The 13831-nt window shown below is 64.2% G+C and carries 15 protein-coding genes and 1 tRNA gene; 7 read left to right on the top strand and 9 right to left on the bottom strand.

Annotation, left to right across the window (positions count from 1 at the left end; translation table 11 throughout):
* Nucleotides 1-46 precede the first annotated feature (46 nt).
* The 4 genes from dcd (at nt 47) to AAG612_RS08985 (ending at nt 3468) form a co-directional block, all read left to right on the top strand.
* Nucleotides 47-601, top strand: coding sequence for a dCTP deaminase (gene dcd, locus AAG612_RS08970; RefSeq protein WP_342509415.1), 555 nt, complete (start codon nt 47-49; stop codon nt 599-601).
* Nucleotides 602-888: 287 nt separating this feature from the next.
* Entirely contained in the window at nt 889-1383 is a 495-nt protein-coding gene (locus tag AAG612_RS08975) for a hypothetical protein (protein WP_342509416.1), read from the top strand.
* A 370-nt stretch (nt 1384-1753) separates the two neighbouring features.
* Entirely contained in the window at nt 1754-2926 is a 1173-nt protein-coding gene (locus AAG612_RS08980; RefSeq protein ID WP_342509417.1) for a saccharopine dehydrogenase family protein, read from the top strand.
* A gap of 65 nt (nt 2927-2991) precedes the next feature.
* Nucleotides 2992-3468: a DoxX family protein gene (locus tag AAG612_RS08985; RefSeq protein WP_342509419.1), complete on the top strand. Its 477-nt coding sequence runs from the start codon at nt 2992-2994 to the stop codon at nt 3466-3468.
* A 69-nt stretch (nt 3469-3537) separates the two neighbouring features.
* Here AAG612_RS08985 and AAG612_RS08990 read toward each other — a convergent pair whose 3' ends face one another.
* A complete protein-coding gene (locus tag AAG612_RS08990) occupies nt 3538-5763 on the bottom strand; it encodes a TonB-dependent receptor (RefSeq protein WP_342509420.1) in 2226 nt (741 codons plus the stop codon).
* Nucleotides 5764-6000: 237 nt separating this feature from the next.
* Nucleotides 6001-6075, bottom strand: a tRNA-Gly gene (locus AAG612_RS08995).
* A gap of 220 nt (nt 6076-6295) precedes the next feature.
* Between AAG612_RS08995 and AAG612_RS09000 the strand changes: the two genes are divergently transcribed.
* Together AAG612_RS09000 and AAG612_RS09005 are read left to right on the top strand one after the other, a co-directional pair.
* Nucleotides 6296-7225, top strand: a complete 930-nt coding sequence (locus AAG612_RS09000; protein ID WP_342510328.1) for a tetratricopeptide repeat protein — start codon at nt 6296-6298, stop codon at nt 7223-7225.
* Between the two features lie 5 nt (nt 7226-7230).
* On the top strand, nt 7231-7836 hold the full coding sequence (locus AAG612_RS09005) for an LON peptidase substrate-binding domain-containing protein (protein ID WP_342509421.1): 606 nt from the start codon (nt 7231-7233) through the stop codon (nt 7834-7836).
* Here AAG612_RS09005 and AAG612_RS09010 read toward each other — a convergent pair.
* The 7 genes from AAG612_RS09010 to AAG612_RS09040 form a co-directional block, all read right to left on the bottom strand.
* The gene (locus AAG612_RS09010) at nt 7823-8881 is read right to left on the bottom strand and encodes a serine hydrolase domain-containing protein (RefSeq protein ID WP_342509422.1); all 1059 of its coding nucleotides are present in this window, start codon (nt 8879-8881) and stop codon (nt 7823-7825) included. The genes AAG612_RS09005 and AAG612_RS09010 overlap by 14 nt on opposite strands.
* Before the next feature lie 62 nt (nt 8882-8943).
* Complete coding sequence (locus AAG612_RS09015; RefSeq protein ID WP_342509423.1) at nt 8944-9567, bottom strand: MarC family protein; 624 nt, start codon at nt 9565-9567, stop codon at nt 8944-8946.
* A gap of 58 nt (nt 9568-9625) precedes the next feature.
* A complete protein-coding gene (locus tag AAG612_RS09020; protein ID WP_342509424.1) occupies nt 9626-10387 on the bottom strand; it encodes a hypothetical protein in 762 nt (253 codons plus the stop codon).
* Complete coding sequence (folD, locus tag AAG612_RS09025) at nt 10384-11277, bottom strand: bifunctional methylenetetrahydrofolate dehydrogenase/methenyltetrahydrofolate cyclohydrolase FolD (RefSeq protein WP_342509426.1); 894 nt, start codon at nt 11275-11277, stop codon at nt 10384-10386. The genes AAG612_RS09020 and folD overlap by 4 nt, the downstream gene beginning before the upstream one ends.
* On the bottom strand, nt 11274-11570 hold the full coding sequence (locus AAG612_RS09030) for a YggT family protein (protein WP_342509428.1): 297 nt from the start codon (nt 11568-11570) through the stop codon (nt 11274-11276). Before AAG612_RS09030 ends, folD begins: the two co-directional genes overlap by 4 nt.
* 75 nt (nt 11571-11645) lie before the next feature.
* Entirely contained in the window at nt 11646-12578 is a 933-nt protein-coding gene (gene argB, locus AAG612_RS09035; protein ID WP_342509430.1) for an acetylglutamate kinase, read from the bottom strand.
* A gap of 72 nt (nt 12579-12650) precedes the next feature.
* The gene (locus tag AAG612_RS09040) at nt 12651-12980 is read right to left on the bottom strand and encodes a hypothetical protein (protein WP_342509432.1); all 330 of its coding nucleotides are present in this window, start codon (nt 12978-12980) and stop codon (nt 12651-12653) included.
* A 124-nt stretch (nt 12981-13104) separates the two neighbouring features.
* On the opposite strand from AAG612_RS09040, the gene AAG612_RS09045 reads away from it, so the two are divergent.
* Nucleotides 13105-13743, top strand: a complete 639-nt coding sequence (locus AAG612_RS09045) for a hypothetical protein (RefSeq protein WP_342509433.1) — start codon at nt 13105-13107, stop codon at nt 13741-13743.
* Nucleotides 13744-13831: the final 88 nt, after the last annotated feature.

Raw genomic sequence — 13831 nt, forward strand, 5'->3', positions numbered from 1 at the left:
CCCGCATGGACTTGCGCTGGCGCACGGCGTTCCACATCACTCGGTGATGGCCATTCAATCGGACCGCTGGATTCGCGAGCAGGCGCAGCAACACGGCATGATCGAGCCGTTCGAGGAGGCGCAGCGTAGGGACGGCTGCATCTCCTACGGATTGTCGAGCTACGGCTACGACGCGCGCGTGGCGGACGAATTCAAGATCTTCACCAACGTCAATTCGGCGACAGTCGACCCCAAGGCGTTCGACGCGGACAGCCTGGTCGACCGGCAGACCGACGTGTGCATCATCCCGCCCAACTCCTTCGCCCTGGCGCGCACGGTCGAATATTTCCGCGTGCCCGAGGATGTGCTGGTCATCTGCCTCGGCAAATCGACCTATGCACGCTGCGGGATCATCGTGAACGTCACCCCGCTGGAGCCGGGCTGGGAAGGCCACGTGACGCTGGAGTTTTCCAACACCACCCCGCTGCCCGCGAAAATCTACGCCAACGAGGGCGCGTGCCAGTTCCTGTTCCTGCAGGGCAACGAGCGGTGCGAGACCAGCTATGCCGACCGCGCGGGTAAATATATGGGCCAGCGTGGGGTCACGCTGCCGCGGTTGTAGGTTTTCACGAATCCGATAACATAGGACTTATGCGGAGTTTGCTCACGAGAAGCGCGAAGCTGTGTTCGGTAGGAGCAACGCTACTAATGGCTGGGTGCATACAGGCACCGTAGTATGATAGCGAATTCGCAGCCCAATTCGAAAGAACAGGCCAAAAATCGGACGATTTGTTCGCTTCGGGCTATTTCCCCAAATCTTTTGGTGAACCAATCGTAGATTACTGCGACTTTCCCCGAGGCCCGCTACCCCTTATCGGAGAGGTGGAAGCGGAATGGTATCCCCAACAATTGAAAGCTGCACGCGAACCATCGTTCTTCCTGCTTTCGGAGCAGAAAACCCCGCCAGAGATGGCCATCAGGTTTAGCTACATCCCCAGCTTCTCGCCGTCGATTTTCGTTCGGCTGCACAAGGACGATGATGGATATACTCTGTATGCGAAGCGACTGAGTGGCGCTGGCGGGTACGAGCCGGGCTCCATTTCGAGCTCTAAGAGAATTAGGCTTTCTGATCAGCAAGCATCCGAACTAGAGTTATTATTGCAGAGGGAAGCGTTGTTCGATGAGCCAGCCGATGGCTGCTCTTCAGGCTTCGACGGCAGCAAATGGATTTTCGAGACAGTCGAACGCCAGAATTACACAATGATAAAGCGGTGGTCTCCGACGGAGTGCCCCGCGTACAATCTGGGTAGATATCTCGTTGAATTGACAGGCTGGAATTTTGAAAGCTCGTGCCTGCGGCCATTCCCCTATCCGCTATCGGACATCGAAGTGATGTGCGACTAGGTCTTCATACTCCGAGATCGCCTTGGAAGCATGAGTCTTGAGAAAACGCCTCGGGCGAAACGTGGTCTCGGTCGCCATTTTCCTACTCGCCCGAGCCGTGGCAAGTTACCGGCATGCGAGCCATTTTTCCTTCGCTGCCAACATTCCTGCGGAGCGTACAACCGCGCGTTGAGAGGGAGAGTTTTTTCCTCCCTTAGACACTGTGTCAGGTGTGTCAGGCCAAGGCGCAATCGGCGGCGATGCGGCTTTGACTCCTCGTCCTTCTCGCTCCACCTTCCCGTCATTCCGGCGCATGCGGGAACCCATCTCCGACTGGTGGGAGTCGGGCCCCTGCATACGCAGGGGTGACGGAGTGAGAGGATAACGAGATATGGCCAAGCAATTCGACATCGTGATCTACGGCGCGACCGGGTATACCGGGCGTCTGGTCGCCGAGCATTTCCTGCGCGAATATGGCGACAGGCCTGACGCGCCCACATGGGCGATGGCGGGCCGCAATCCGGACAAGCTGGCCGAGGTGAAGCGCGAAATCGGCGCGCCTGACGATACGCCGACCATCGTGGCCGATGCGGCCGACGCCACCAGCCTCGATCAGATGTGCGAGCAGGCGAAGGTCATCATCACCACGGTCGGGCCATACCAGCTCTATGGCGAACCGCTGCTCGCCGCGTGCGCGAAGTCGGGCACGCATTATGCCGATTTGTGCGGCGAACCTGCGTGGATGCGGCAGATGATCGACAAGTACGAAGCCGACGCCAAGGCCAGTGGCGCGCGGATCAGCTTCTCTTCGGGCTTCGATTCGATCCCTTTCGATCTGGGCGTGCTGATGCTCCAGAAGGAAGCGGTCGAGCGATTCGGTACGCCGTGCAAGACCGTGCGCGGACGCGTGCGGGCGATGAAAGGCACCTTCAGCGGCGGGACCGCCGCCAGCCTGACCGAAAGCATGAAGGCGATGGCGCGCGATTCTTCGCTCATCACAATCATGCGCAGTCCCTTCGGCCTCACCCCCGGTTTCGACGGGCCCGATCAGCCGGGCGGCATGATTCCCAAATACGAGGATGACCTGGGCAAGTGGGCTGCGCCCTTCGTGATGGCGCCGATCAACACCAAGAACGTCCACCGCACCAATTTCCTGCGCGGCCATCCCTATGGCGAGGATTTCCGCTACGACGAGATGGTTCTGACCAGCCCCGGCGAAGCGGGCAAGGCAGCGGCCAATGCTGCCGCGGAGATGATGAAGAATCCGTTCGGTGCAAAACCGCCCAAGCCCGGTGAAGGCCCCACGCCCGAAGAGCGCGAGAACGGCCACTACGATGTCCTCCTCATCGGCGAGACTGCCGGCGGGGAGACGCTGCGCTATGCGGTGAAGGGCCGCTACGATCCGGGCTATGGCTCGACCAGCCGGATGATCGGCGAGACCGGGATCGCGCTGCTCGAAAGCGATGCACCGGGCGGGATCGGGACGCCCGGCTCGATCCTCGGCGAAGCACTGGTCGAACGGCTGCGCGAGCATGCGGCGCTCACTTTCGCGGTCGAAGAATGACCCGGGCGGGAGCCGATCGCGCGCCGCATGGTTGATGGTGGGACTGCAACGGGGGGACTTGGAATATGGCGTTTCTGGCTTCGGTTTTCGGGCGCATGTTCCTCGCCCTGATCTTCATTATGGCGGGTATGACCAAGGTCATGAACGTTGCGGCGACGCAGGCCTTTATCGAAGAGACGACGACGCTGCCGGGCAACCTTGCGCTGCCGGTCGGCATCTTCGAGATGGTATTGGGCGTGTTCCTCGCGGTCGGCTTTCTCACCCGGATCAGCAGCATCGTGCTGTTCGTCTTTACGCTGGCGACGATCGTCTTCTTTCACAATCCGCTAGGCGACCATACGCAGCTGCAACTGGCGTTGAAGAACCTCGCGATCGCGGGGGGCCTGCTGATGGTGTTCGCCTATGGGCAGGCGCGCGGATCGGTGGACGTGTGGCGCGAGCGGGACCGCGCGAGGCGCGCGGAAATCAGGGCGGCGCGTGCGGAAGGTCGCGAGAGGGGGGCGGAGGAAGCGCGCGCCCGATCCGCAAACGCCGACGGCTAGGACGCGGCCGGACATGAAAAGGGGCGACCCGCCGGGCCGCCCCTTTCCCTGTCTTCCATCCCGCAAGGATCAGAAGCTCGTCCGCAGGCTGACCGAGAAGTTGCGCCCCGGCAGCGGCACATAGTCGCGGGTGAAACTGCTCGCGCGGCGGCCTTCCTGGTCGAAGATGTTGTCCACCTTCGCCAGCAGCGTCACGTTCTTGTTGCCGCGCAGGGGGCGCCAGGCGACCGATGCATTGACGAAGGTGAAGGCGTCGGTCGCGCTTTCGAAGGCGGGCACATCGTTCTGCTCGCCGAAATACTCGACCTCGCCGCGCACCTCGAACGGGCCGGTCTCGACGTTGAGCGCCCCGGCAAGCCCCAGCGGCGGGATCCGCGGCACGGGCGAACCATCGTCCAGCTCTGCGTCGATATATTCGGCGCTTGCCTCGGCGATGACCGAGAAGGTGTCGTATTCGACGACCGGCACGCTGACCTCTGCCTCCAGGCCGAGGTAGCGGGCATCCTGCTGCAGGTAATTGAACAGCGGGATCGCTTCCTCGTCGTCGGCGGGGACGGCGGCGCCTTCTTCGTCCACGAAGGTGCCGGTGTTGTTGAGGTAGATGTAATCGTCGAACCAGCTGCCGAAGACCGTCAGGTTGAGGGTCGCCGGGCCGATATTGCCGCGCACGAAGGCTTCTGCGCCCCACGCGCGCTCGATGTCGAGGTCGACGTCGCCAAGCTCGTACTGGCCGGTCGCCACGTGCGGTCCGTTGGCGAACAGTTCCTCACCGGCCGGCGCGCGGCCGACACGCGATCCGTTTACCCCGACGCGGAGCCCGCCAATGTCGTAGGATACGCCGAGCGCGCCCGACAGGATGTCGAAATTGCGCTCCACGCCCAGCACGTTGGACGATGCCTGCGTCGTTTCGAACCGCACTGCGCCTTCGATCTGCGCATTGCCCAGGCTCAGTTCCTGCAGCGTGAAGAGGCCATACTGCTCGGTTTCGTTGGGGGCGACGAAGGCTTCTTCGCCTACCGCAGCGAAATCGCGGATGTAGAACTGCCCGCCGAACGAGCCGCGCAGGTTGCCCATCGGGTTCTGGATGAACTCGGCGCGGCCCTCGAAGCCCTCCACATCGAACACGGTGCCCACTTCGGAGCCTTCGAATTCGGTGTGCGTGTAATCGCTGTAGCCGACGCGGGTAACCAGGCGACCGAGGAAGCCCGAGCCCAGTTCGATATCGCTGCTGAAGTCGGCGCGGAACTGCTCCAGGCCGATCGAGACGCCCTCTTCGCCCTCTTCGTGATCGTGATCCTCGTCGCCGTCGTGATCGTCACCTTCCTCTTCGTGGTGGTGATGGCCGCCGGCCGGATTTTCGGGCACGCCATAGAGCGTGTCGTAATAGCCCGCGCCGAAGCCGAACCGGCTGCCGCCGCGGATCAGGGAGATACCGCCGTTGACCGACTTGGTTTCGATGAAGGTGTTGGGCACCGTGCCGCGCGCATTCGCCTGCTCGCGCAGTTCCTCGGCTTCTTCGAGCTCGCCCTCGTCCTCTTCCTCGGCCGCATCCGCCAGCAGATCGGCGCGCAGGTCGTCGGTCAACGCATAGCCGGGAATCTTGATGTCGCCCGCATCGAGATAGCTGCCGTCGAGATGAGCGACGAATCCGCCACCCAGCGGAGCGTCGACCGAGGCGCCGACGCGATATTCGTCGTTCACGCTGTCGTAGCTTGCGAGCCCGTCGATGTGGATCGGCTCGTCGGGAATGCTGCGCGGGATACGCTTGTCGATCACATTGACCGCGCCGCCGATCGCCTGGCTACCGTAGAGCAGCACCGCGGGGCCGCGCAGCACCTCGATCCGCTCGACCGTCAGCGGATCGATGCTGACTGCGTGGTCGTCGGAGGTGTTGGAAGCATCGAGCGTGCCGACGCCGTCGGTCAGCACGCGAATGCGCTCGCCCCCGAACCCGCGCAGGATCGGGCGCGATGCGCCAGGCGAAAAGCCGGTGCCGGACACGCCGGGCTGGCTCTCCAGCACTTCGCCGATCTGGCCAGCCATGTTCCGCTGGAGTTCGAGGCCTTCGACCACCGAGGTACCCGACAGAACGTCGAGCTGGTTGAGGCTCTTGCCCGCACTGACCACGATATCGACGCTCGAATTGGTGCGATTGTGGAAATCGTCGTCGACATCTTCACTAGCCTCATCCGGCTGCTCGGACGCGGGGTCCGCCTGCTGGGCATAGGCGACCGACGGCACGAGCGCGGCGGAAAGAGCGAACAGCGACAGGCTGCCGGCAAAAGTCTTTTTCATCAGGAATACGATCCATCGATGTTGTGATAATATAACATTCGCCGCTAACAGTCATCGAAGGGCCGCGCAACCCCGTTCATGTCGCTCAACCGGTCTGGTCGGTCGTCGGTCGGAAATTCGGGAAACATCGGCGCCGGACACGTCGGCTCGCTCGCACACCACCGAAAGCCGATAGCACCCGCAGCGACCTGCGCATTTGGCGCGAAGCCGCACGTATCCTGCGATGTTACGAAAAACTGGAGCGGGCGAGGCGATTCGAACGCCCGACCCCAACCTTGGCAAGGTTGTGCTCTACCCCTGAGCTACGCCCGCTCACATGGCGTTTCCGGTACGCGGCGCAAAGGCCGCTCCGGAACGGGAAGCGGGCAACTAGCAACGCATCGGCCCTATCGCAAGGGCAAAATTGCACGGCGGCAATTCCCTTTTAACCTGCGTGGCACTGGGCTCTTCACATCGCTCGCCAAAGGCCCACATTGTGGGCCATCCTAACCGAATCACGATCCGACCTTGAAGGGGACTGCACTTGGCCAGCATGGGGCTCAATCTCGAAGAACAGAAAGCCGTCGACCGTTTCCGCCAGGAAGTGGTCGAACCTTCGATGTCGAAGCTGGTGGTGCTCGATTTCTGGGCCGAGTGGTGCGGACCGTGCAAGGCGCTGGCGCCGATGCTGGAAAAGGTCGCAGCGGAATATGCCGACAAGGGCGTGGTCCTGAAAAAGGTCAATGTCGATGAAGAGCAGTTCATCGCCAGCCAGTTCCAGGTCCAGTCGATCCCCACGGTCTACGCGATGTTTCAGGGCCGCCCGGTGGCCGACCTCACCAGCGCGAGCAGCGAAAGCCAGCTGAAACAGGCGCTCGACCAGATTCTCGCGCAACTGCCGCTCGATCCGAATGCGACGGGCGACGAAGGCGGCGCGAGCGATGGCATGCCCGATGTCGAACAGCTGATCGCGATGGGCGAACAATTGCTGGAAGCGGGCGAGAACGAGAAAGCGCTTCAGCTCTATAATGAGATCGCGACCGCCGCGCCGCCCGAAATCGCCAGCAAGCCTGAAATCCAGTCGGGTCTGATTCGCGCCCTGCTGGCAAACGGTCAGCACGATCAGGCGCAGGCGACCTTCGACGGGTTGTCCGACGAACAGAAAGCCGATCCCGCCGTGGCGCAGGCCGGTGCCCAGCTTGAACTCTCGGGCGACAAGGTCGACGATGGCGAACTCGCGGCCTTGCGCGAAAAGGCGCAGAGCGGCGACATGGAAGCGCGCTTCGCCTACGCCGAGGCCGCCTTCGCCGCTGGCCAGCGCGAGGTGGCCGCCGACGAACTGCTCGGCATGGTCGAGACCGATCGCGAGTGGAACGAGGGCGCGGCGCGCACCAAGCTGCTTCAGATCTTCGAAGCCGTCGGGCTCGAAGACTCATGGGTGGTCGCCACGCGTCGGCGCCTGTCCAAGATCCTGTTCGGGTAGGCACGGTGCGCCTTTCCATCTTTCCACTGACGGGCGCGGTGCTGTTTCCCGGCCTGCAACTGCCGCTGCACATGTTCGAGCCGCGCTATCGCGCGCTGGTCAGCGATGCGCTGGCCCGCGACCGCCGGATCGCGATGATCCAGCCCAAGCAGGCGCGCGAGGGCGCGGAGCTCTATCAAGTCGGTTGCGTGGGCAAGATCGGCGAGGTCGAGGCGCTGGACGACGGGCGCTATAACCTCGTCCTCGACGGCGAGAGCCGCTTCCGCGTGATCCGGGAGCTGGAGGTCGCCACGGCGTTCCGGCAGGTCGAAGCCGAGCTGATCGCCGAAGATGGCGACGAGGTGCTGAGCGGAATCGAACGCGCCGGGTTCGAGCGGGAGGCGCGCCGTTTCGCCGATGCACAGGGCTATGCAGTGGACTGGAACGCGGTCGCCCAGCTCGACGACCAGTCGCTCATCAACGGGGTGAGCCAGATCGCCCCCTTCGATGGGGCCTCGAAGCAGGCGCTGCTGGAAGCACCCGATCTGGCCGCGCGGTGCGAACTGCTGATCCAGCTGATGTATTTCTTCGGCCGGCAGAGCGGCACCGACGACCGCGTTACCTTGCAGTAAGCGCCTGCGACACCGGCTCGAGCGTCGCGAGCATCGACCATAGCGCCGTGAAGGCGTGCCGGTCCGAATCAGCCTTGTTGTAATTGCGCGTCTGCACCACCAGCACCGCATCGTAACTGGGCACGATGGCGACGATGTTGCCACCATTGCCCTTCATCATCCACGCCTCGACGAAACCGTCGCCTGCACGCAGCGGCGTCGCCCACCACAGATCGCCGTAGTACACATGCTCGCCCAGCTGATGGTGCGGTGTCAGCATTGACTCGATCCATGCGCCATCGATCAATTGCTCGCCGTTCCAGCGCCCCCGGTCGAGCACCAGCCGCCCTATCTTGAGCAGGGCGTTATCCGCGATGGTCAGTTGCCCGCCCGACTGGATCTCTCCGCTGCGCGAGGTCCGCCATTCGACGCCGTCGACGCCCAGTGGATCGAACAGCCGCCGCTGGACATAGTGGTCGAAGCGCTCGCCGGTCGCCTTCTCGACCACCCGGCCCAGCAGGAAGACCCCGGCGGTGCAGTAGGAGAATGGGCCATACCCGCTCTTCCCACGCTCGAAGCTGCGGCCGGGCAGTTCGAGCGCGAACCTGCGCCACACGCGTGTGCGATACATCCGCTCTTCCTGCCCCGGAGACCCTGAGTCCCAGTCGTTGCAGTCGAGCGCGCTGGACATGGCCAGCAAATCGCCGACCGTGATCGAATCGAAGGGCTCTCCACGCGGCGATCCCAGAAAAGGCCACACGGCAACGTCGCGGCCGGGAAGCGCCCCATCTTCGATCGCCATGCCCACCGCCAGCGCGGTGATCGACTTGCCTGCGGACTTGATGTCGACCGGATCGCCCTGCGGCTTCCCATCGAACCGCTGGCGATAGACGGTCTCCCCGCCCTGCTCGATCGCGAGTGCCGCAATCTTGCCGAGCTCGCCTGCTTGAATTGCGCTTTCGAGCGACGGGAGATCGAGCTGGCGCGGGCCCTGAGCCATCGCGGTGGAAGCCGAGGCAATCAGCAGGAGGGCTAGCGCGCGGAAAAGGATGGTCATCCTCGCCATGTGCGCGCGTCATGCTGAACGCTTGCCAAACCTCGCAAGGCAGCGGGGTAGCGCACGGCGCACTATGCCAGCAGGGTACCGCGCAGGCCGTCGATCACGAACTGCGACGCGAACGCTGCAAGGAGCACACCGAGCAGCCGCGTGATCGCCGCCTCGATCCGCGTGCCGACCGCTTTCATCAGCGGACCTGCCGCGATCAGCGCGCCCATCGTAATCACCAGCACGAGGCCTGCGGCAGCGAACACCACGAGGCTTTGCTCGATCCCCGTCGCCTGGTTCATCAGCAGCATGATGGCCGCAATCGCCCCCGGCCCGGCCATCATCGGCATGGCCATGGGGAACACCGAAACATCCTCGATCTCGGGATTGGCGCTGATCTTTTCCGCCCGTTCCTCGCGCCGCTCGGTCCGCTTTTCGAACACCATGTCGATCGCGATGATGAACAGCATGATGCCACCCGCGATCCGGAAACTGTCGAGCTCGATCCCCAGCGTTTCGAGCAATTGTTCGCCGAACAGGCCGAACACCAGCAGGATCAGCCCCGCGATCAGGGTCGCGCGAATTGCCATGGAGATGGTCTGCGAACGGCTCGCCTCGCGGGTCAGACCGGCATAGATCGGCGCGCAGCCGGGCGGGTCGACCACGACGAAGAAGGTCACGAAGGCAGAGACGAAAAGTTCGAGCATGGGCCTTGAGCGAGTCCGTGTCTTTGGTGGGCGCCTTTGGTGGGCTGGGCTGGACGGATTATCTGGGCGGAGAGGCGAGAGATTCTTCGATCACGGTCTCCCACGCGCCGCTCGTATAGTAGTCCGCGCGGACATATTTCGTTCCATCCGCCCGGTGTTCCCAGCGCCAGCGCAGGGTGCCATCGGGTGAGGTTTGCTCGCCCGCGCGGCCACTGGCCGGGGGCGCGACGAACGGCGCCGATGGAACTTCGGCTCCGCCGCGTGGACAATCGGCGACCAGTCCGTGAATATCGTCGTAGGCGGTGACCACGATCGTGCTCTCTTCGGCCTCTTCGCTCGACGGCTGCGGGTCGTCCCGCCCGCCGACGTCGTAGACCCAGTGGTATTCGTCGTCGTAATCCTCACGGCTCCATACGGTCACGTAGGTGCCGACATAGCCTTCTGGATCGAGGAAGCGTCCACGGCTGACCGCGAGCTTTCCGTCACAGCTCATGAGCACCGTGCGCGGCGACCACTGGGTGGGTTCAGGTGGATCGCTCAGCCCGGCGATCACCAGCCCCGCAGGAACGGGGCCGCCCCGCCCATGAATCACCGCATCATTGGCGGCGAAAGCGCGGAACGCGGTCCATTGCCCATCCTCGCGTGCGGCGCGGGCGAATTCCACCTCGCGCGCGACCACCAGGCTGGGCTGCGCGGCATAGGGCGCGCTGGAAAGCGCGCGGTCGATCGCCGCGCGTGGGATCGGCGAACGCCCGCCGGTGCATGCGGCAAGCGCGAGGCTCGCCGCGACTGCCGCGAAGATCGGCAGCGTCTTGTTCATAGCCCCACCGGCGGATCGAGGCCTTCGTGCATGTGCGCCGCGACCAGCGTGTTGCGCAGCAGCACCGCGATGGTCATCGGGCCGACCCCGCCCGGCACGGGAGTGATCGCTCCGGCGACCTCTTTTGCAGCCTCGAAGTCGACATCTCCGACCAGCCGCCCCTTGGCGCCTTCTTCGGCGGGCGCGAGACGGTTGATCCCGACATCGATCACAGTCGCCCCGGGCTTGAGCCAGTCTGCCTTGACCATTTCCGCACGGCCCACCGCCGCGACCACGATATCCGCGCGCTGGACCACTTCGGGCAGGTCCTTCGTCCGGCTATGCGCGATGGTGACCGTGGCATTCGCGTCGAGCAGCAGCTGCGCCATCGGCTTGCCGACGATGTTGGAACGTCCGATGACGACAGCATTCATGCCCGACAGGTCGCCGTGGCGATCCTTCAGCAGCATGATGCAGCCCAGCGGGGTGCAGGGTACGAAGCCTTCGCGCCCGACCATCAGTCGCCCGGCGCTTTCGACGTGGAAACCGTCGACATCCTTGCCCGGATCGATTGCCGCGATCACCGCCTGTTCGTCGAGATCGCCCGGCAATGGCAGCTGGACGAGGATACCATCGACCGCAGGGTCGGCGTTCAATCGCTCGACCAGCGCGATCAGGTCTTCCTCGGCGGTATCGGCGGGCAGCCGATGCTCGAAGCTTTCCATATTGGCGGCGACGGTGGCCTTGCCCTTGGAACGGACATAGACCTCGCTCGCAGCATCCGCGCCGACCAGCACCACCGCGAGGCCCGCCTTGCGGCCCGCCTTCTCGGCAAAGGCGGCGGCGTGGTCGCCCACACGCTCGCGCAGATTGGCGGCGAAGGCCTTCCCATCGATCAGTTCTGCGGTCACCCAACGCTCCTAATGATCGATGACAGGATGATGAGCATGATCTGGAGCGCGATGATCAGCACCAGCGGCGAGAAGTCGATCGCGCCGGTCTGGGGCAGAATGTTACGGATCGGGCGCAGCACCGGATCGAGCAGCGAATTGATTGATCGGTAGATCGCCAGCACGAAATCGTTGCCCCGGCTGACTACGTTGAATGCCAGCAGCAGGCCGATCACGAACTGGACGATGATCAGCATCACGAACACGTTCGTGAGCAGCTCGATGATCTGGTAGATAGTGTAAAGGGCTTGCATGGTGGCCCTGTCTCCTGAGGTTTCGGTTGGGCGTCTTAGGAGAGTAAGACGCCTCTGGGCAAAGGCAAGGCCGCCCTAGCCGTTTTCGCGGGCCCTGACGAGCGTGCCGGCACCGCTGGCGGTGAAGAACTCGAGCAGCATCGCATGGTCGACCCGCCCGTCGAGGATGACCGCCGCCTCGCACCCGTCGCGGGTCGCGGACAGGCAGGTTTCCAGCTTGGGGATCATCCCGCCGGTGATGACACCCTGCTTGCGCAGCGCCTCGATCTTCGCTTCGTCGAGCTCGGTCACCAGTTGCCCGTCGCCATCGAGCACGCCCGCCACGTCGGTCAGCAACAGCAGGCGCGCGGCGCCCATCGCTCCGGCAATCGCGCCAGCCATGGTGTCGGCATTGATGTTGAAGGTCTCGCCATTCTCGCCCGCGCCGATCGGGGCGATGACGGGTATCAGCCCGCTCTCGGTCGCCATTTCGATCACTTTCGGGTCAATCGTTTCGGGTTCGCCGACGAAGCCCAGGTCGACCATCTGCTCGATCGCGCTGTCCTGCGTCCGCGTCTCGCGGCTGACCTTGCGGGCGCGCACCAGCCCGGCGTCCTTGCCCGAGATACCCAGCGCGCGCCCTCCGGCGGCGTGGATCGCGGCGACGATCTGTTTGTTGATCGCGCCCGAGAGGACCATTTCGGCAATCTCGACCGTGGCTTCGTCGGTCACCCGCAGCCCGTCGACGAAGCGGCTCTCGACGCCCAGTCGCCCCAGCATCGCGCCGATCTGCGGTCCGCCGCCGTGGACCACCACCGGGTTGATGCCGACCGCTTTCAGCAGCACGACATCCTGCGCGAAACTGGCGGCCGCGGCATGGTCGCCCATCGCGTGGCCGCCATACTTCACCACGAATGTGCGCCCTGCGTAGCGACGCAGGAAGGGCAGCGCCTCGATCAGGACGCTGGCCTTGGCGCCGGGCTGCAACGGTTCGCCCCCGCTCGCGGGGTTGTCAGGTGTCTCGCTCATGCCCCGCGCGCTAGCGGGCGATGCGCGATTCGGGAAGGCGGGACCACATGCCCCGCCTTCATCTACCAGGCATTATTCTGCGGGGACGGTGCCGCCCGGGTCGGTCGCGACGTCGCCATCATCCTCGGCGGTCACGCTTTCATCGGCGGTCACGGTGTCCACCTGGTTGACCCCGTTCACATCGTCGAGCGCCTCTTCGGTCAGCTGCTCTTCGTCGGTCAGGTCGGTATTGAGCCGCTCTTCCTGCGTGGTCACCGCGCTGTCTGGCAGTTCGGGATCGTCGCCATCGGCGTTGAGGAAGATGATCACCGCCGCAATCGCGAGGACCACGATCACGCCGAACCACAGCCACTTGCTCGAACCCGATTTCTGGATCGGGGCGTCGTCATTCAGATTGGCCATCTTGCTGTCTCCTGTTGGTCGGCAGACGCAAGGATGCTCGCCCGCCCTTTCGGGGATGCAACCAGCGGTCGGCGGGTGGGGTTCCGACATTGCGCGCGAGAGGCCCCGGTGGCAGGCTGCCGCGATGAAGCTCTTCTACCCGCTCGCCGCCCTCCCCGTTGCGATGATGGCTATCGCCTCCTGCGCGACCATGCCGTCCGATGCCGGCGATCCGCAGGCCGCCTTCTGGGATGCGCTCGCCAGCCATTGCGGCAATGCCTACGAGGGCGCGCTGGTGAGCGAGGATGCGCGCGATGCGGACATGGCGGGCAATGCGATGGTCGCGCATTGGGCGCAGTGCAGCGACAACCGGATCGCGGTCGCCTTCCACATTTTCGACGGTGACGCCCATGGCGGCTGGAATAGGAGCCGCACGTGGATCCTGACCCGCAACGCCGGTGTCATCACGCTCAAGCACGATCACCGCCATGCCGATGGGGAGGCGGACGCGGTGACCTTCTACGGCGGCACCACCGCCACGCCCGGCACACCGAACGCGCAGGACTTCCCCGTCGACCCTGAGAGCATCGCCCTGTTCGAGCGCGAGGGCCTCGACGCCTCGCTGACCAATGTGTGGCGGATGGAGGTCGATCCGGCGGGCAGGGAAGACGCACGCTTTGTGTATCAGCTGACCCGCGGCAACGACCCCTCGCGCCTGTTCCGCGTGGCCTTCGACGCGAGCGAGCCCGTCACGCCGCCGCCGCCCGCATGGGGCTGGGAGTAGCGAGGGGGCATAGCCGCCGCCGATCATTCCAACTGATGTGGACCGTTTGGAACACGGTCCAGGACAAGAAGACCTGCCTGCAGGCTAT

The organism is Citromicrobium bathyomarinum, from assembly GCF_038594605.1.
Classification (GTDB): domain Bacteria; phylum Pseudomonadota; class Alphaproteobacteria; order Sphingomonadales; family Sphingomonadaceae; genus Alteriqipengyuania; species Alteriqipengyuania bathyomarina_B.

Bases quoted from the DNA above. Each gene is read 5' to 3' on its own strand.
- dcd (WP_342509415.1), top strand. From the start codon at position 47: ATGGCCATTCAATCGGACCGCTGGATTCGCGAGCAGGCGCAGCAACAC.
- AAG612_RS08980 (WP_342509417.1), top strand. From the start codon at position 1,754: ATGGCCAAGCAATTCGACATCGTGATCTACGGCGCGACCGGGTATACC.
- AAG612_RS08985 (WP_342509419.1), top strand. From the start codon at position 2,992: ATGGCGTTTCTGGCTTCGGTTTTCGGGCGCATGTTCCTCGCCCTGATC.
- AAG612_RS08990 (WP_342509420.1), bottom strand. From the start codon at position 5,763: ATGAAAAAGACTTTTGCCGGCAGCCTGTCGCTGTTCGCTCTTTCCGCC.
- AAG612_RS09000 (WP_342510328.1), top strand. From the start codon at position 6,296: ATGGGGCTCAATCTCGAAGAACAGAAAGCCGTCGACCGTTTCCGCCAG.
- AAG612_RS09010 (WP_342509422.1), bottom strand. From the start codon at position 8,881: ATGGCGAGGATGACCATCCTTTTCCGCGCGCTAGCCCTCCTGCTGATT.
- AAG612_RS09015 (WP_342509423.1), bottom strand. From the start codon at position 9,567: ATGCTCGAACTTTTCGTCTCTGCCTTCGTGACCTTCTTCGTCGTGGTC.
- AAG612_RS09020 (WP_342509424.1), bottom strand. From the start codon at position 10,387: ATGAACAAGACGCTGCCGATCTTCGCGGCAGTCGCGGCGAGCCTCGCG.
- AAG612_RS09030 (WP_342509428.1), bottom strand. From the start codon at position 11,570: ATGCAAGCCCTTTACACTATCTACCAGATCATCGAGCTGCTCACGAAC.
- argB (WP_342509430.1), bottom strand. From the start codon at position 12,578: ATGAGCGAGACACCTGACAACCCCGCGAGCGGGGGCGAACCGTTGCAG.
- AAG612_RS09040 (WP_342509432.1), bottom strand. From the start codon at position 12,980: ATGGCCAATCTGAATGACGACGCCCCGATCCAGAAATCGGGTTCGAGC.
- AAG612_RS09045 (WP_342509433.1), top strand. From the start codon at position 13,105: ATGAAGCTCTTCTACCCGCTCGCCGCCCTCCCCGTTGCGATGATGGCT.